We start from the raw sequence: 18,186 nt of genomic DNA, 5'->3' as shown, positions 1-18,186 counted from the left end.
ATCATCATCCGAGGGCTTGACTATTCACACTCATCGCCACATCATCATCTAATCATAACGCTACCGCCAAAACTTAATAAACTCTCCTCTCATCCCCGCCACAGAAGGGCGAGGCTTTCAGTTGTAAATGTTTAAAAACCCTTATAGGTAATCATAGCTCTTTTTGCCCGATGCATGGGATTAGGGTGGGATAGTAATGGGGTTTGAGAGTAAGTCTAAGCTATTTAGTGTAAAAATAGTCGACCTGGATTTACATAGGAATTTAATTATAATGAATAGTGGTGATGCTGAGGAATTAGGTGTGGCTACAAACAATATTGTTTTAGTTACTGCTGGAGATTACTCGGCTTACGCGATGGTTATAAATAGTAAGACGGTTGTTCAACCCGGTGTAGTAGCTTTATCAACGCAGACGGCTTCAGCGCTAAGGGTTTCAGAAGGAGATATGGTTGGCGTTAAACCCATTGGGTTACCGAGTAGCTTCAATGCGTTAAAGAAGAGGATGAGCGGTGTTAAGCTCTCTGAGAGCGAGATGAAGGGTATTATACAGGATGTTGTGAACGGGATCTATGGCGAGGCTGAGATAGCAGCTTTCCTCATTAGTCAGCTCTACCATGAGTTAAGCGAGGATGAATTAAGCTATCTTGTTAAAGCAATGGTTGAAACAGGGAGTAAACTCGTCTTCGAGGAGACAGTATATGATGTGCATAGTATTGGAGGGGTACCCGGTAATAGTAAGGTGGCTTTGATAACAGTACCAATAGTTGCTGCTTCGGGGTTATTGATACCTAAAACCAGTAGTAGAGCCATAACGAGCCCAGCTGGCACAGCTGATACCATGGAGGTCTTAGCTAGGGTTGATCTAACGATTGATGAGATAGTTGAGATAGCTAGGAAGGTTAAAGGCGTTTTAGCCTGGGGAGGTAGGCTTAATCTGGCTCCAGCGGATGATATATTTGTTAATATTGAAAGAAGGCTCTCTATAGATCCCGAGCAACAAATGGTTGCAAGTATATTATCCAAGAAGCTCGCTATGAGTGTGGAGAGACTGGTGATAGATATACCGGTGGGGCGTGGAGCAAAGGTTGAAAAGGTTTCTCTCGCCGAAAAGCTAGCCGGGTTATTCATAAGGCAAGCCGGGTTACTAGGGGTTACAATAAAGGTCGCCTTAACCTATGGTGGGCAACCCATAGGTACATCGGTTGGCCCAGCTCTAGAGGCGAGGGAAGCTCTAGAAGCCCTTATTGAGAGGAAGGGAAGTAGGAGCCTTATTGATAAAGCCATACTTCTAGCTGGATTAGTTATGGAGTTAAGCGGGAGAGTTCAGCCTGGGCAGGGTGAGGAGGTGGCTAGGGAGATATTTGTATCCGGAAAGGCGTATGAGAAGTTTAAGCAGATAATAGAGGCTCAAGGAGGGAACCCTGAGACCAAGCCAAGCGATATACCCATGGGCTCCCACACCTACACTCTCACCTCACCGCTTGAGGGAGCTGTTACACATATAGATAATACTGCCATCTCTCTGATAGCTAAGGCGTGTGGAGCTCCCTACGATAAAAGAGCCGGCGTGAAACTCCATGCAAAGGTGGGCTACAGGGTTAACAAGGGTGATCCATTAATAACGTTATATAGTGACAGCGCGCCAAGACTTGAGACAGCTGTGAGGCTTCTAAGAGACCTACAGCCAGTGATAGTTGAGGGGATGCTTTTAAGGACTCTACCATAGGATGATAGATTATTCATGTCCTTAACCAGAGTGCTTTTATTTTTATTTACTTATAACATAGTTAAGTATTATAAGGGGTGCTAGTGCTTTGAAGTATGATGTAGTAGTCGTTGGAGCCGGTGTCGCTGGATTATACTCCTCATTAGTCCTGGCTTCAAAGGGGTTCAGGGTCGCGTTAGTGGAGAGCAAACCAGCCAGTAAAATAGGGGATAAGACATGCGGGGACGCGATAGGTGTCCATCATTTCCAGCACATAGGGTTAAGGCTACCTGAAGACATCATAGACCATGTCTACAGGGGAGTGAAGATATATAGTCCAAGCGAGAGGCATGAGATAATAGTTCCCGGTGAGGGAGTAAGCGTTAACAGGGTTAAACTAGGACAGTGGCTGCTTAAGCAGGCGCTTGATAAGGGTGTGGAATTACTCGACCAGCACAGTGTCATAGGGGTGAATATAAGGGGTGATAGGGTAGGTTCTATTATAGCAAAGAAGGTTGGCGGGAGCACAGTGGAATTAGAGGCAGAGGCATTCATTGACGCAAGCGGCTCCAAGCCGGCTTTAAGGAGTAGGCTTCCCGAGACATGGCCTATCTCTGATAAACCCTATACAACAGACTTCAATATAGCTTATAGGGAGGTAGTAGAGTACGATGGCGGTGTAAGGGAGGAGGATAGGGATTACGCTGTAATATACTTGAACACTATTATAGCCCCAGGCGGCTACTGGTGGCTCTTCCCTAAGTCACGTGATGGCAGAGTGATCAATGTTGGGTTGGGAGTAATATGGAATGGACTCCATAATCCAAGGCATAACTATGATAAGTACCTCAGACAAAGATTCAATGGTAAAGTGCTATATGCAGGAGGAGGAATCGTACCTACACGCAGGCCATTGCCAACCATGGTCTGGAGGAATGTCGGTGTTATTGGTGATGCTGCATATACAGTAAACCCTGTGCATGGAGGTGGTATAGGCTCATCATTGGAGGCAGCCGATATAGTAGCTAGACATGTAGGGGATGCCCTCGAGCAGGGAGAAGTCAGTGAGAAGGCAATGTGGGAGGCAAACATAGAGTATATGAGGGCCTATGGGGCTAAGCAAGCAGGGCTAGATATCCTAAGGATGTATATGCAGAAGCTCTCCAATGAGGATTTCGAATGGTTGATGGCGAATAAGATCGTTGACGGTGCATCAGTCTATGATATAGGCGTTAAAGGCGAGTTGGGTGAGAAAATAACTCATACGATACTATCAGTGTTAAGAGCCTTAAGCAGGCCGAGCCTGCTAAACCAGTTAAGGATTGTGAGAAGCTATATGAAGAAGGTGAGCGAGCTATATCTTGATAAATACCCCTCGACACCTAACGGGCTACCAAGCTGGATGAGGATGGTTGAAGACATGGTTGAAGAATACAGGAGGACAATAGGATTCAATAAGGGAGAAAGAGTTAAATGGTGATATATGCTGGTATAGATCTAGCTGGTTCACCAAGGAATCCGACAGGCGTAGCATTAATCAAGCATAACGGTGGAGCCAGAATAGTTTTTATAGGAGTCCTTTACAGTGATGGAGAAATAATCGATTTACTGGGGGTATTTAAGCCCAATATAGTTGCACTGGACGCTCCCTTAACGCCTGGCCATGGTTATCGTGAAGTAGATCTCTTACTCCTGAATAATGGATACAGGGTATTGCCCCCGGGTTGGCGTGGTATGAGGCTCCTCTATGAGAGGGCTGTTAGATTAACTAGAATACTTTGCAATATGGGTATTAAAGTCGTGGAGACCCATCCACGGAGTGCTTTAAAGTCGAGTGGATGTAGAAACATCTATGAGTTAGTGGGGAAGCTGAGTCTCCCAGCCAGGACTGGCCTAACCAGGGATGAGGAGGACGCTTTAATAGCTTCTATTGTTGCAATGGAGTATGCTAGAGGAGAAGCTGTCTCATTCAAGGCCCCCGACGGCGAGATCTTCCTTCTTAAACCACTGTGTGGTTAAATTGGCTGTAAAAGCCTCGAGTACTCTTCTATTCTACTGGCAACATGTTTTAACAAGGCTTCCCTCGAAATCTTGGATAAAACCCTGATCCTCCATGGTATATTGATCCTGGCCCCTGAAGCGGTTAAATGCCCGCCTCCTCCCAGTGCTACTGCTATATCTCTCACGTTTACACCTCTGCTTCTAAAGCTTAGTTTTCCATCGCTTGAAGCGATGACAGCGACATCGGTGTTGAAGCGCCCCATTATAAATGAGGCCAGGAAACTATTTTCCACATTCTCGTTTGACTCAACGATACATACCCTGAAACCATTCACCTCTCTGATGATTTTTCTAACATCGTCTCTGAATAACCCTAGTTCCAAGTCTATTGTAGTTGAGATTTTTTCATTGAATAATGGATCCCAGTAGACACCTTCGGCAAGCCTGCTGAGAACCCGTCTTCTCCACTCGTTACTATCCTTTCTCCTGATCAGCCTTATATAGTATGGGCCCAGCCAGTGATCAAACCTCCATAAGTCGCCTGCGCAAACCCCGTTGACAAGGTTGGAGGCGAAGTCTTTATTAGCGTCTACCTCATGCCTACTATACTTGTATACTACCCCTGTGGCACATGTGGATTCATCAATATATAGCTCAACCCCTATACTTCTCACCTCCTGGATCCACTTGGTGCACCATACATGGTGGTCGAACCAGTATATCCTGCTCCCTCTTCTACGATACTCGTCTAGGAGTTCCTTAACTCTCTCGAATATTGTTGGATTAACCCCTATGTCTGTGATTACTATATTTGAATACTCTTCGTCATTATTCCTCTCGAGTGCCTTGTGGAGGTTATATGGCTCAGTGAAGTATACATGGTAGTCCCTTAGATTGTTTAAATATATGTATAGTGCTGCCGATGCAACGCCATCCATGTCTGTGTGGGTTATTATCAATGTATTAGTCATGGTGAACCACCCTCTCTCCTCCTTCCCGCCCTGAATGGGGCGGGGCTTCAGTTATAACCCTTATTCTTCCCTGATTTAGGAGTGAACCCTTATAAGTAGATCTCATCTAGATAAAATACTTGAAACAGGTGTATTATGTTTTGAGTGATTTTCACGATTTAACAGGGTTGAAACACGATCCAAGTAGTCTTAATTTACTTGAAGACCCTGTTAAAGAGGCTGAATTATTTTTAAGAGGACAGTATGTTGAAGCCGTTACCATTACATTATCTGATTTCGTAGAACTTGTCTCTTCAAGGCTATCAAAGGGCTCCTACCTGCTCTCCTGCCGGGATGACATCAGCTATACTATACTAATCGAGGACGGAGTAATCAAGTCGATAGTCGAATACTTTGAGACATCAATTAGAATACCAGGGTATATGGCTCTAAGGGATTTCAGTAGAAAGCTTGCATCATCGATGATTGAGTGCCGTATATTCGATCTCACAGCTAAGCGGAGAGAAGGGGAGTCAGGAACACAGGTTAGTATGCAAGCTGGAGAAGTAAAAGAGGTGCAACCTGTAGAACCCGGCGGTAAATCTATGGAGAGTGTGAAACCAGCTGCCCCACCAGCTATAGATCAAGATAGATTAAAAGGATTTGTAAAGCATTTAAGAGACATTATAAGTGAGACAGCCGAACTATATGGATGTGTAATGATTGATGATATCTCAACCGATCTAAGCAACGAGGTATTAGCGGTTAAGGTTAAACTCAGAAAAAAGGGGTTGTTTGGTAAATGCAGGGATAGCGAATTAAAGACTAATATAGAGAAGGATTTACCGATACTAAAGGAGTTACATGAGGTGGGCTTGGAGGTTAAAATAGAGTTTCAACTAACCGGTTAGCCTCTAGGTGTGGGTTTCAATGCTATTAAATCTACCCGGTCCCCGGCCTGGTTTCCGCTGTGATCTCCTCACTAATCTTCTCCCTACTCTCCCCTCTTATCTCTGCCAATCGTTTAACAGCCTTCTCGTACACTAGTTGTGGCTCATAGTAGTAGTCGAAGATTATTCTTGAGACATCCCAGGCGTCTTTAATCCCCTCCTCCTTCATCCACTCGAGGACAAGTGCTCTCCTCTTTACCTCCTCTATAACGTCTTCCAGGTCCCATCCCTTCTTTGCTGCGACATCCTCTAAGTGGATGCTCTCTTTTAGGTCTACTTTATGAGTATCTGTTCTCGGATCCCATACGCTTATCGACCTATATTTTTCAAAGTCCTCGACCTCCTGTACCACGGTTATTCTTCTCCTAACCTTTACCACTCCTTTCTCCACTCTAGTGATCACTCTCTGGATATGCATAAATACATTCATAAGCTTCATATATGCCGGAGAAATATTCATCGGGGGGCTTGTAAGCCTTTTAATAGCGTAGTCAAGTGTTTCAGCATGGATGGTGCTAGCACCGCTGTGTCCAGTTGCCATTGCCTGGAATAATACAGACGCCTCCTCACCGCGCACCTCTCCAACAATCACGTAGTCAGGTCTGTATCTAAGGCTTAACTTTACTAGGTCATAGAGCTTCACACTTGTCCCAAGACTCTGCATTCCCACAACATAGGTTTCCCTGCTGGTTAACTGAACCCAGTTGACGTGGGGTAGGTTTAGTTCTGGTGTATCCTCGATTGTCACTATTTTCATACCTGGCTTAATGAACATTGAAAGCGCGTTCAGCATTGTTGTTTTACCTGTACCGGTGCCACCAGCAATCATGAATGTCTTACCATGCTCTAGAAGTATCCATAGGTATGCTGCGGATAAAGCATCTATGTTACCCTGCTCGATAACTTCTATGATGCTGAATGGTTTCTCACGGAACTTACGTATAGTGAAGGAGGGTCCCTTGGTGGAGACCTCTCTACCGTAGGTTGCTGCAACACGGTGTTTCTCTGGTAGCATTGCGTCTAGAATAGGATATGCGATGCTTATGTGCTTACCCGCCATATGAGCCATTTTCATTATCAGCTCGTTCAATGCCTCCTCAGCGGTGAATGTGATGTTGGAGGGTATGCTCTCATATTTCCTGTGCCAGACGAATACTGGTATCCCTACGCCGTTGCAGGAGATATCCTCTATATTGGGATCCTTCATTATAGGATCCAGTACACCATAGCCGAGGAGGTTTCTCTCAATATAATACATCACCTTAAGCCTTCTAGAGCCGACCATACCCAGTTTCTCACGGTATTTCTCACTAATTCTCTCGACCTCCTTAAACACGTATCCTCTTAGATCAGCCAGATCCTCTCTTCTCTGGGGCAGTCTTATCTCATCCATAAGGATCTCGTAGAGTTTCTCCAGGGCTATCTTATCTTCATTGTCCAACCCCTGCTCCTCCACGAAGTACATGGGTCCCTTAGGTGTTTCAGCAATGGTTATCTTAACGAATGGCTTATATATGTAGTATGAATCGAGGATGCGCCAGGAGGGATCTCTCGACGACACCTGTACTAGTTCCTCAATAGCTGTGATACTCTCCTTTAATATCTTCGCTTCCCTCACTTCGGATTTCTCTTCCGCAGGTTTCTTCCCCAGCTTCATCAATGGTATTTTTAATTTCAAGCTTGGAACCTCCTATATCCAAGTATCAGCTGTGTTTAAAACACGGGGATGCCTTTTACAAATTATTTATTAGATTAGTTAATAATAAAAATTAAATTTGCATTTAAGTTAAAAATTTAGAAGTAGTGGTAGGTGTATACATTTGAGGTTTTGGGATTGGATCTACCGTCATTTCCACTGGATCGGTAAGTGGATTCTAAAATGGTTTCCAAACATATCTGACTCCGTGAAGAAATCAGGTATACATGTTTACTCAGAGGTATATGCGTCTTTCACAGGCTTCATGTTCATGATTTCCCTAGTTGCATCATTATCTTTAATTGCTTTAACTATATTCTTATTCCCCAATCCCTTCCTCATAATCGTACTGGTTGTTCTTCCCACTATAGTCTTATTACTCATGGTGTCTCTCCCATCCCTCATTGCGGCTAACCGGGCTTCATCGATTGACGGAGAGTTCCCTTTTCTATCAGCTTATCTCAGCACGATGGTTATGAGTGGTCTTTCACCATACATAGCTTTTGAGAGGGTCTTGAGGGGCAGTATTATATTTAAGAGGAGTAGTGAGCTGGCTCAGAGATTCATATTGTTAAGCCGGGTTCTCGGAAGGGATCCATTAACGGCCTTCGATGAACTTGCTAAGAGGGTTGCCAGCTCCAGGGTTAAGGAGACGTTGTCAGGTTATATAGCCATAGTGAAGGCTGGGGGAGACGTTATTGATTACCTCAATAAGAGATCCAGGTTGCTCTTCAATGAGTTGCTTGTCGGCATGAAGATTGTCGCCGACAGGCTTGGTGGGCTCCTCGAGGCTTACTTAGCCATGGTTTTATTAACCATGATAAGCTTTGCTGTGCTGTACTTCGTGACCACGGGGTTTGCTGGGGTAGTGCCTTTTGGTTTGTCAAGTGAGGGAATGTTCTTCTTCCTCTACATAGTTATGCCTCTGTTAAGCGGCGTCATAATATATTTGGCTGATCTACTCCAGTATAAGGATCCATATATGGATTGGAAGCCTTACATAGTGTTCTTCGCCACCTTTATACCTATAATACTAGTTCTCTCGTTATTCGGTATATTATTCTACCTGATGCTTCCATCATATAATCCATTGAGATTGAACCCTGTTACCCAATTCATTGGGAGAATACTCCTGTTATTTGGCGCGGGCAATCCACCCGGTTACATGTATTCAACTATAGCTTTATCAACAGCGTTAATTATAGCCACCATACCCGGCTTCATCTACTACTTGTATGCATCGAGGGAATATAAGGTGGTGAAAGGTATAACAAGGTTTCTCAGAGATCTCGTTGAAGTAAGGAAAACCGGGTTGCCGCCTGAGAGAAGCATTATAGAGCTTAGTAGTAGGGACTACGGTGTTTTCACTCCGTACCTTAGGAAGGCGGCTATGCAGCTAAGCATAGGTGTTCCATTAAGAAGGATTATTGATGAGTTAATGAAGAAGATAAGGTCTTGGACAGGTCAGGTATTATTATTCATACTCACGGACTCCATAGAAGTCGGGGGAGGAACTGTAGAGGTGCTTGAGAACCTAGCATGGTTCGCGGAGAGCGTTGAAGCAATAGAGGATGAGAAAAAGAGGAGTCTGAGGACCCTCATGATAGTCCCATACATGGGTGGGATACTCTCAGCGGTTACAGTAATATACATGGTCAGCTACATGGCTAAACTACCAGTGCAGGTAGGTGCATTCAGTCAAGCAGCCGGGCTAGTCTTACCTAGCATAGTATTAAATAACTACATCATGGGGCTTGTCGCGGGTAAAATATCCTCAGGTAGATTAATAGCTGGATTATTCCACGCTATACTGTTAACCCTGATAACCCTGGCAGCCATACTGGTTTCACCATTATTCACGGGGTAATACATGATATGGTTAGGAACCGTAGAGCTGTAAGCGAGATAATAGCCGGAGTAATATTATTCGCTGTAATAATCACTATTTCACTATCGGCATTCTTTTATATTATGGCATATATTGATCAAATGAAGGCATCCACAGAGTATGGTTATATAAAAACACTCTTCACCAGGCTTGCCTATAATATTGAAAACTTCATGAATGATATGAAACTAGAGTACGTGTATCCTCATGAAGTGTCGGCTATAGGATTTACTTATAGTAATGTAAACATTTCATTACTCATAACGGATTCTACAGGATCCAAAAGCATCAAGCTTATGGATGGATGCTACGAACTAGTTGGAGCAACTAGAAGGAGCTTGATACCTACTAGTGAGCCAAGAATTATTACCGGTTTAAACACTAGCTTAGTTGATGATATTTACAAAATACCACTTGTATATGAATACTATAATAATGGCGAAACAAGAATAGCATTTAATCTATGCAGGGTGTTCTATATCTTTAGACTTGAAAATGCATCTGGTCAATTCATAGATACGCAACTAACATTAATATTATTCAATATAACCAGTATTGACAATATTGCTCTGCCGCCAAAAGTAACTGGACAAGGATACCTATTTATATCTAGATCACAAAACGATGACATCACTTCCATATTTTCAAATGTTACATCAGTAATTATAGAGATCGACAAAGATAAATTAGATCTACTTAAACAAGTAGGAGCACAAAACATTACAAGTCTAAAAATACTCATAAAACCAATCAGGATCCTGATAGGTTAAAGAGATTGCATCTCCTAGTATCAATTGTACGCCTTCTTCAATATATGATCATTAAATGCGGGGCGGGCAACCACTACTTCCTAGCTTATTGAATTTGTTTTTATTGTTACATAATCTACTTAAAGTAAGTCCTCTGGAATGATGAAGCCTTGTAAGGTGAAGCAGGCTCTATATATAATACATGCCAATGGAAATAAATATTTTAGGGTGACAACAAATAGTAGTAAAAAAGGATATTTTGATTAGTTTAAAGGTGTGAAAATGAAAAAATCGGTTTCGGAAACAGTTTCAACTATTATATTAACTAGTTTAATAGTTGGTATACTTTTAGCCATACTCCCATATACATACAATTTACATGCTTTTCAAAATAATGTTGTCGAATACATGTATTATAGGCAGGTATTCGTCAGCATAGCCAATATATTACCATTGGTGTTGCAAGGGGGAGAATACGAGGTGTCCATTCCCTCTAATTACATGTCAGTCGGATACACATCGGTAGGCATGATTAGTCTTTTCCTAAATTCCAGTATAACACCTAATCTAACTATACCATGTAACGCCTTGATGACATCGAGTTATATATCGGCTACTACAGGGAGAGTATACGGTGTTGAAAACATAGTTGTTAACGATACTCGATTGATCCCACTTGTTCGTGAAAAAAGAATCAATGGTTCACAATACCTACTGCTTGATACCTGCAGGGTCTACCTAGATATAGAGATTACGGAGGACAGAAGTGGTAGAATGTATTATTACAGGTTTATATTTTATAATTTAACAATCAATTACCATGGAGAAGAGGTTCACTCTATAAGAGTTAGATTAACTGGGGAACCACTAGTGGCATCATATAATGAGTCATTATACAACTTAACCCTAGTGTTTAACGAGTATGGGACAGGTAACTCTAGCATATTAGGACCATTTGATTTAACTAGAATAGTGCTTGGTGAACCATTGCCTGGTATACCATTAAAGTTAGACCTGTATATAAATAACATACTAGTTGAGGTGTCCTAGAATGCCTTCAACAATTATAACGCATGTAATAGGCACCACAATAATGATCGGTATATTTATAGCTTTAATAGCTTACAGCTCATCACTATACAACTCTGTAAGAATGAATAACCTAGTGGAGATATATAAAGCTCTGGCCGAGAAAATAGCAGTAGAGCTGAGAACAGCATTAATCAATACATATATGAAGGGAATAAACAATACGTTGATATCACTTATAAATCCTATTGAATCCGCTAGTATGGAGGGATATAATGTATATATTGGTAAAGGAAGAGAGCTAGCATCGCTATTCTCCCTTTTAAAGACGGATCCCAATTATAGCGATGATACAATATATGTGGTTGTTTCATCACCAGACGGCTTGATATACGCCTACTCAATCCTGATATCTCCATCAGACCTGGTGTCTTCACCAAATAAATCGGTCCAGGTAATTCTTGCAAAGGGCAGGTTCATAATAGATAAATACAGAGTGGGGTTCGATCCTGTTCAAGGCTACCGTGAGCAAGGTGTTGTATGGTTATGCAGACAAGCCATAAATATAACTGAGAGATCAGGAGTTCGATCACAGCCATTTACCTATATAGTAAGAGTTAAAATAGATAATACGAGCAAGTTAACATGCAAATATGGTGACTTAAACATATCCCCTAAGCCAGATGGCTCGGATATTAGATTTACCGATAGCGATGGTTTAACACCGCTTAGGTACTGGATTGAGAAATGGGGACCCACCGATGCAGTTATATGGGTAGAGGTCTCAAACTTGGTACCAAATTCTTCTAGAACCATATATATGTATTGGGGTGCACCATACGCGCCCAGCAGAGGTGATTCATCGATATTTCCCTTGTTCGAGAATTTTACGATGTATAACAGTATAGAGGATCTATTACAGAGATGGTCAATCAAGGAGCAGGGTGTAAATAATTTATTGATTTTCAACAATGGATCAGGATTGATAGTATCCGCCACATATAATAGTACACCATCATATGTTAACATATATCTAAACAGGATATTTGATACATCCCAGTATCCTGGACTAATAGCCGAGTTTTATGGGGCACCCATAAGTACGAGTCTTAATGATCAAAACTATCGTGCAGGATTCTATATAGAGTTCCCAGGTCTAAGGAAGTTTAATATAACATATAGACCGGTCATAGCAGATCCCTTCATGAATAACCTAGCCAATTACACCACAATATATGGTAATTGGACAATAGCGATCAATGATACTAGTAGGAACATATATTTAGATGCATATAAATATAGTAATTTAACAGGAATATACCTGGCAGTAGCACTTAGAAACAACCCAGCTGCAGACATCCCTCCTGGTAGCGAAGATTACCAGTTGTTATTCAAGATAAAGGTTATTAATGATGATGCATATCGTGGTGTATTGATCTCGCAAGATATAGCACTTACGAAGAACAACTATTATGGATTCCTCTTAAGATATGAGGAACAAAATGGATTAAGTCTTTATGGCCTCAGTGATATATCTTCTCTAGAATTAGAGAAATTAGGGGGTAATGCTAGTGAAAACCCTGGAGATGGAAAATGGTACTACGTATACTATAAAATACGTGGACCAGGCTCAGCCAACCCAAAGCTTGAAGTTGTTGTATATGATGAAGAAGGAAACATTATTATACAATACTCTCCTAAAAAGGGAACACGGTTTACGCTACAACCAAATTATGTTGGTCCAATAGTATTATCTGATACACAGATACTGAATAATTCATCATTCGATGATTTAATATCTACAAGATATGATTCAAGCCTCTTAATAAATCTTACAAGGATCAATATAACTGGACTTGGAGATGGGTGGGTGGCAGAGCTGTGGGATGGAGTCTATGAGAATGAATCGGTAAAGTACGAGCTTATTGGCAGTGGAGTAGCTGACTCCAATGGAGTTGCCTCAATAGATGTCTTAACACATCCGATACTTGGAACACTAGCTCCCCCATTACTTAGAATACTAGATCAATACGGCCACGTGGTTGACGAGATCTATATGAACGATATTATTTCCGGAGGCATGGTTATAGAGTACATGCCTGGATTAAAGGAGAGCGAGTCATCTTTTGATGCTATGATACATGGCGCTGGAGCAACCCCTAAAAACATATGTAACGGTAATGCAGTCAATAAATACATCTTGATATATCGCGACAATTCTACATCATCATGTAGTATCACAAATATAGCCTGGAGAGGTTTTACATATACGTCTGTTGGATACTACAATGGAAGCTTTTACTACTTTATAAATGATAGCTTACAGGGTAGGATCGATGCAAAAGTAAATATTACCTCGTTAAGGCCGGTGTTCGGCGTTTCTGACGGGAATACTAATAAAATACCGCAGACAAATACAACAGGAATCTACGTGTTTGCCAGGGTAAGACCTTTCGTATATCCAGAGCCCAATATTACCCTATGGGGTCAACCTGAAGGAGCCCAAATCGCTAAACCACCTGAGTTATCTATAGATGAAGAAAGAGGATACATAGTGTTTTCAAGCAGTCTTCTAGTAGATTTCTCCATCCTCTTAAGAAATAACGGACAGCTTGTACTAGTATTAATTATTCAAGGAGGGCGGGGTCCTTGAAGGAGATCATAGAATACATTCTCACAGCAATAATAATACTCTCAGTAATCCCATTCTATAACATGGTTGTTTCAAACTATTATGTAAGAACATCCCAACAGGTCGAAGAAGGTATTACGATTCTTTACGCTGATGCTATTAAATATGCTTTGCAGAAAGCTTATGAAAAAGGCAATTACAGTCTCAACGTCAATGAAATAAATATGCTTATTGATTCATGGATAAAAAGCTATGTGGGGAATACTACTGCTTCTCAATACTCTTATTATGTAAGAATTTACTCAGCCATAACGAATATCTCTGTAGATGCCGTGAATAAGAAGATAATCGTAAAAACATTATACAATATGAGCCTCCAGCTCACTTTAATTAGCAGTAACGGATTATCCAGCATGAGCACTCCGATCATCTTTGCGATCTCTGTTAACAACACTGATAATACCTACATATATATGGTGGATTATTCAAGCTATATAATCAAATCTTTTTCAGCGATAATAGCAATACTTGAATCAAGTAATGTTAAATTCGTTGGATACTGGTTTAACAACACGATGAATACTGGTTCAATAATTAATATGAACAATCAGTTAGCAATAGTAAATAGCAAAGTTATTAATGCATTAGATATACCAGGCATGGGAAAGGTCGCAAATGCAACCCTTTATTACTACTCAAGTACCGCGGTCTCTAATTACTCGAGAAGAGTCTTTAATATAATCAGGTGGGCTGTTTTCAGTGGGAATGTTCCATCATGTTTAAACTATAATGTAAGCGAGGTCAATTATCTAGCCAACTACACCAATTACAATAGTTCTCACGTCATGTACAAGCTATGGATGTATAGAAACGATCTTGTTGTAAATAACTGTCCAGGCTTTAGTGAAGTGCCGGCAGGACAATACAATTATGTGTATCAAATAGATTTCCCAGTTACTAACTTACTGCTAGTGACGCTATATGATGGGAAAGGAAATGTAGCCTACGCACCTGCTTACTGGCATAGCCAGGAAATAGGGCATGGCCCTCCCTCGTTAAATGCTAAGAAAATGTATTTCTGGATCGAAATAGGCATCTTCACTTATATGGTTGAACTATGGGTGTGGCGTGTATGAGGCTTCAAATACAGATTATAGCTACAGTCTTGGCTTTCAGTCTTCTAGTATTTAGCATAATGGTTCTCTACGTTAATATTTACTCTTACACAACTTCATATAATGTAAAAGGGAGAATAGGGAACATTTATCAAGTAATAGTTGAAAAACCGACATGGACGGCCTGTGGATTAGCCGAGAGAATAATTGAGAGCATTAATGCTCGCTTAGTCTATGTGAATTTAACCGAGGTAAATATTCTCGATGGAGCTATCATTAGAAGTGAGGAATGCAATATTACTGCATCCGCGAGTTCCATGGTCACATACCATGATAAGAGGGTCTACTCTGTTGGGACCCCTATTGGTACAATGGTGATTTATAGTGTTGAGGTGATGTATTAGTGAGGTCTCAAATACCAATAATAATAGCTGTCATATTATTACTGGCTTTAGCCGTGTCAACAATATATTACACTACTTCAATGCTTACATATACTAGTGTAGTTAGGTTCGAACGAGAAGACGTATCTCAATGGAGCTATATAGAGGAACAGATAACATCAATCATACTCTCATCACTAGCTTCTGCCAGTGTAAATGCCTCACAAGGCTTTAAATCACACTACTGGAGTAGCTACAAGGATTCAGTGGTTGAAACCGGAAGCTGGCAACGCACCTGTGTTCTTATTAACAATGAGAATTGCGCTACATGCGGTAAACTAACTAATAATAAGAAATACTGCACTGCTTCATGGATATCATATAATTACGACGACTTCAGGTGTCCTGGGCTGTGTGGCAGCAACTATACTTCAGCCGGCATCAACTGGGCTTTAGCAAACTATACTAACATCCTCATGGATAGTGCACAGGTATATGCTGGATTACTTGGCCAGATTGTTTCAAACTACCTGGATAACTGGGCTAGAATAATGAATAAATACGGCCTCTCCATCTACGCTAAGAGCATAAATGTAAGCTATAATATAACCGTGACCTCAAAGCCTGGGGATTATAATACATCATGCTCAACCTCCCAATCTAAACTCAGGGTATCAGTATCGCTTGATGCATACTCTATATATGCAGGATACCGCAGGATAAATAATTATGTGGAAATAGCGTATAACAGTACTTTCTGTATGGGACTTTGGTCCAATGATGGAATGATCTTACCAGTCTACTTAACAGCATATGTTGATTTAAATGGTCAGAAAGGTGTCTACATTATAGATCCAGATAAAACGAGCCTCACAATTTATAGTGTAATGTTGAAGAGACTCTCCTTCCTCAATACTAATAATGGAAACATAACTTTGAAACCATATGCATCATACTATATTAACAATGGAACGGTACTCTTATACTTTAAGATACCTGCAAAAATCACCGATTTCTGGAAGCAGGAGGAAATAATCTGGAATACCACCGTACTAAGTTGTGTGTATTGCGATGACACTTTTCCTCCTCCATTCACTACTAAAGATGATAAATGTACACAAAAACTAACAAAGGTAACAGTAGCATTTCTGCTTGCGGGCCTTGTAGAGACAAATATAAATGGGTTAACAGTGTTTAATGGTCTTAAAATAATCTTAAAACACTATGCTAATACTGAATATAATGACTGGCTAGATAGCATCCCCTTCGATCTTTACGGTGATGAGAAAGCCTCATTCCCACAGTTTATATCGTAAACTTTTAACAGTTTCCTAAATTCTGATAAAGAGTACAGGGGAACATATTCCTTCTCCTTACTGTACTTGACCCTATGGTTCTCTATTTAAAGCAATAGAGTAAAATGATACTGTATTTTTGAAAAACTTTTGCATGGATAAATCATTCTACTCTTCTTGATCTTATGATTAGATGATGGAAAAGGTGTTGTCAGGATTACCGAGCTGGTTCTTTCAAAAGGTCTCAGCATAGCTAATATCTCTAGCATCAGGGATAGGAATAATTTTAAGTTTAAAACTCCCTGTCTTTAATCTATTTATTCTTGAGGAAGCCGGGTCGTCTAGCGGCCAAGGATGCGGGGCTTTGGTCCCACACGGGAGGAAACCCCGTGACCGGGGTTCGAATCCCCGCCCGGCTACCTTTTTATTATTCATCCCCTAGTAAATGATGGTTAGGGGTTGACGTGTTTTGACCGAGCTTGTGTACCAGGGCGACTCGTATTTGAAAGAATATACGGCTACTATTAAAGCCGTTAAGGGAAGCAGGGTCTTCCTGGATAAGACGATATTTCATCCACGCAGTGGAGGCGTTGAAAACGATACTGGTTACATGGTTTTCAATGGGGGGATGGTGAGGGTTGTAAATGTATATTATGATAAGGAGTCCGGGGATGTAGCCCACGAGGTTGACAATGCATCACTACTCCCTCAACCTGGGTCAAGCGTTAAACTCGTATTGGATTGGGAGAGGAGGTATAGGCTTATGAGGCTTCATACAGCTGCCCATATATTATCCGCTATAATGTATACTAATTACAATGCATTAATCACTGGCGGGAACATTACGCCTGAATACGGGTACGATGATTACAGCTTGACAGAGTTCAATCGTGAAATATTCGAGGAAGCCGTGAAGAAGGCTAACGAGGTGGCAGCAAGAAACATCGAGGTTAAAATATACTGGCTACCCAGAGAGGAGGCTCTGAGAATACCGGGGGTTATTAAGCTGGCTAGTAAAATGCCCCCTGAAGTAGAGAAGCTAAGAATCGTTGAAATACCGGGGGTAGATATACAAGCCGATGGAGGACCACATGTCAAGTCAACTGGTGAAATCGGTGTGATCAAATTACTTAGAGTCGAGAATAAGGGTAAGAATAAGAAGAGACTATACTTCAGCGTTGAACCGTGATCACGATCCTGGTTTCCAAGCCGACTCTAACTCAAAGACTCTGGGAAACCATGCTTCTTCTTACAGTAGTCAAGTATCCCCTCTACATCTACTCCTTTTAATTCAGCGTTCTCCCTAATGGACTCGCATATTTCCCATGGAAATATAATCCATTCATCCACGATTTCGCTATAGTAGTCGGGCATTATAGTGCTCCACGGCTTCACGTAGAGCGTGGCGAATTTCATATCTCTATATTTGAACCTACTTAATACATCCGCGACTACTTGTAGGGTCCTACCGGAATCAACTATATCGTCTACGATGATGATTCTCTTATTATCTAGCTGGGGAAGAGCTGTGAAGGTAACATATGGTTTCTCACGTGTTTCCGCTATCCCCCTGTAAAATTTAACCTCTATAAAGCCCATTTCATCTACTCCAAGTAGATCCACAAGGATCCTGGCCGGTATCAACCCACCCTTCGCTATCGCTATAATAGTGTCTGCAGTGTACTCGCTACTTATTTTCTCAGCTAGATTCTTTAGTGATTCATGCAGCATGCTCCAGGTTATATACCTGGTTTTAACCTTCTGATGCACCATTCATCCCCTGTTAATTAAGT

At 41.3% G+C, this 18,186-nt stretch carries 15 protein-coding genes and 1 tRNA gene; 13 read left to right on the top strand and 3 right to left on the bottom strand.

Annotated elements, in window-relative coordinates:
* Positions 1-196 precede the first annotated feature (196 nt).
* The 3 genes from QXV08_RS04755 to QXV08_RS04745 all read left to right on the top strand — a co-directional run bounded on the left by QXV08_RS04755 (position 197) and on the right by QXV08_RS04745 (position 3,724).
* Positions 197-1,726, top strand: a complete 1,530-nt coding sequence (locus QXV08_RS04755) for an AMP phosphorylase (protein ID WP_342786657.1) — start codon at positions 197-199, stop codon at positions 1,724-1,726.
* A gap of 88 nt (positions 1,727-1,814) precedes the next feature.
* Complete coding sequence (locus QXV08_RS04750; protein ID WP_342786658.1) at positions 1,815-3,185, top strand: geranylgeranyl reductase family protein; 1,371 nt, start codon at positions 1,815-1,817, stop codon at positions 3,183-3,185.
* Complete coding sequence (locus QXV08_RS04745) at positions 3,179-3,724, top strand: DUF429 domain-containing protein (RefSeq protein ID WP_342791513.1); 546 nt, start codon at positions 3,179-3,181, stop codon at positions 3,722-3,724. The genes QXV08_RS04750 and QXV08_RS04745 overlap by 7 nt, the downstream gene beginning before the upstream one ends.
* Here the strand turns inward: QXV08_RS04745 and QXV08_RS04740 are convergent.
* The gene (locus tag QXV08_RS04740; RefSeq protein ID WP_342786661.1) at positions 3,721-4,677 is read right to left on the bottom strand and encodes a DHHA1 domain-containing protein; all 957 of its coding nucleotides are present in this window, start codon (positions 4,675-4,677) and stop codon (positions 3,721-3,723) included. The genes QXV08_RS04745 and QXV08_RS04740 overlap by 4 nt on opposite strands.
* 140 nt (positions 4,678-4,817) lie before the next feature.
* Between QXV08_RS04740 and QXV08_RS04735 the strand changes: the two genes are divergently transcribed.
* Positions 4,818-5,567: a hypothetical protein gene (locus QXV08_RS04735; RefSeq protein WP_342786662.1), complete on the top strand. Its 750-nt coding sequence runs from the start codon at positions 4,818-4,820 to the stop codon at positions 5,565-5,567.
* Positions 5,568-5,598: 31 nt separating this feature from the next.
* Here the strand turns inward: QXV08_RS04735 and QXV08_RS04730 are convergent, their stop codons facing one another.
* Positions 5,599-7,263, bottom strand: coding sequence for a type II/IV secretion system ATPase subunit (locus QXV08_RS04730; RefSeq protein WP_342788176.1), 1,665 nt, complete (start codon positions 7,261-7,263; stop codon positions 5,599-5,601).
* 163 nt (positions 7,264-7,426) lie between these two features.
* Between QXV08_RS04730 and QXV08_RS04725 the strand changes: the two genes are divergently transcribed.
* From QXV08_RS04725 to alaXM, 9 genes are all read left to right on the top strand, one after another.
* Positions 7,427-9,169, top strand: coding sequence for a type II secretion system F family protein (locus tag QXV08_RS04725; protein WP_342788175.1), 1,743 nt, complete (start codon positions 7,427-7,429; stop codon positions 9,167-9,169).
* An 8-nt stretch (positions 9,170-9,177) separates the two neighbouring features.
* Positions 9,178-9,960, top strand: coding sequence for a hypothetical protein (locus tag QXV08_RS04720; RefSeq protein ID WP_342786462.1), 783 nt, complete (start codon positions 9,178-9,180; stop codon positions 9,958-9,960).
* A gap of 261 nt (positions 9,961-10,221) precedes the next feature.
* The gene (locus QXV08_RS04715) at positions 10,222-10,989 is read left to right on the top strand and encodes a hypothetical protein (RefSeq protein WP_342786461.1); all 768 of its coding nucleotides are present in this window, start codon (positions 10,222-10,224) and stop codon (positions 10,987-10,989) included.
* Between the two features lies 1 nt (position 10,990).
* Positions 10,991-13,621, top strand: coding sequence for a DUF2341 domain-containing protein (locus tag QXV08_RS04710; RefSeq protein WP_342786460.1), 2,631 nt, complete (start codon positions 10,991-10,993; stop codon positions 13,619-13,621).
* Positions 13,618-14,736, top strand: coding sequence for a hypothetical protein (locus QXV08_RS04705; protein WP_342786459.1), 1,119 nt, complete (start codon positions 13,618-13,620; stop codon positions 14,734-14,736). Before QXV08_RS04710 ends, QXV08_RS04705 begins: the two co-directional genes overlap by 4 nt.
* The gene (locus QXV08_RS04700; protein WP_342786458.1) at positions 14,733-15,119 is read left to right on the top strand and encodes a hypothetical protein; all 387 of its coding nucleotides are present in this window, start codon (positions 14,733-14,735) and stop codon (positions 15,117-15,119) included. The genes QXV08_RS04705 and QXV08_RS04700 overlap by 4 nt, the downstream gene beginning before the upstream one ends.
* Positions 15,119-16,414, top strand: coding sequence for a hypothetical protein (locus tag QXV08_RS04695; RefSeq protein ID WP_342786457.1), 1,296 nt, complete (start codon positions 15,119-15,121; stop codon positions 16,412-16,414). Before QXV08_RS04700 ends, QXV08_RS04695 begins: the two co-directional genes overlap by 1 nt.
* A 309-nt stretch (positions 16,415-16,723) precedes the next feature.
* Positions 16,724-16,812, top strand: a tRNA-Gln gene (locus tag QXV08_RS04690).
* 50 nt (positions 16,813-16,862) lie between these two features.
* Positions 16,863-17,582 (top strand): alanyl-tRNA editing protein AlaXM, encoded by a 720-nt coding sequence (alaXM, locus tag QXV08_RS04685; protein ID WP_342786456.1) that lies wholly within the window; start codon positions 16,863-16,865, stop codon positions 17,580-17,582.
* 26 nt (positions 17,583-17,608) lie between these two features.
* On the opposite strand, the gene QXV08_RS04680 is transcribed toward alaXM, so the two are convergent.
* Positions 17,609-18,166, bottom strand: a complete 558-nt coding sequence (locus QXV08_RS04680) for a phosphoribosyltransferase (RefSeq protein WP_342786455.1) — start codon at positions 18,164-18,166, stop codon at positions 17,609-17,611.
* Between the last annotated feature and the right edge of the window lie 20 nt (positions 18,167-18,186).

This window comes from Desulfurococcus sp., assembly GCF_038881575.1.
Lineage (GTDB): Archaea > Thermoproteota > Thermoprotei_A > Sulfolobales > Desulfurococcaceae > Desulfurococcus.
This window is presented reverse-complemented; position numbering and strand designations above follow the sequence as displayed.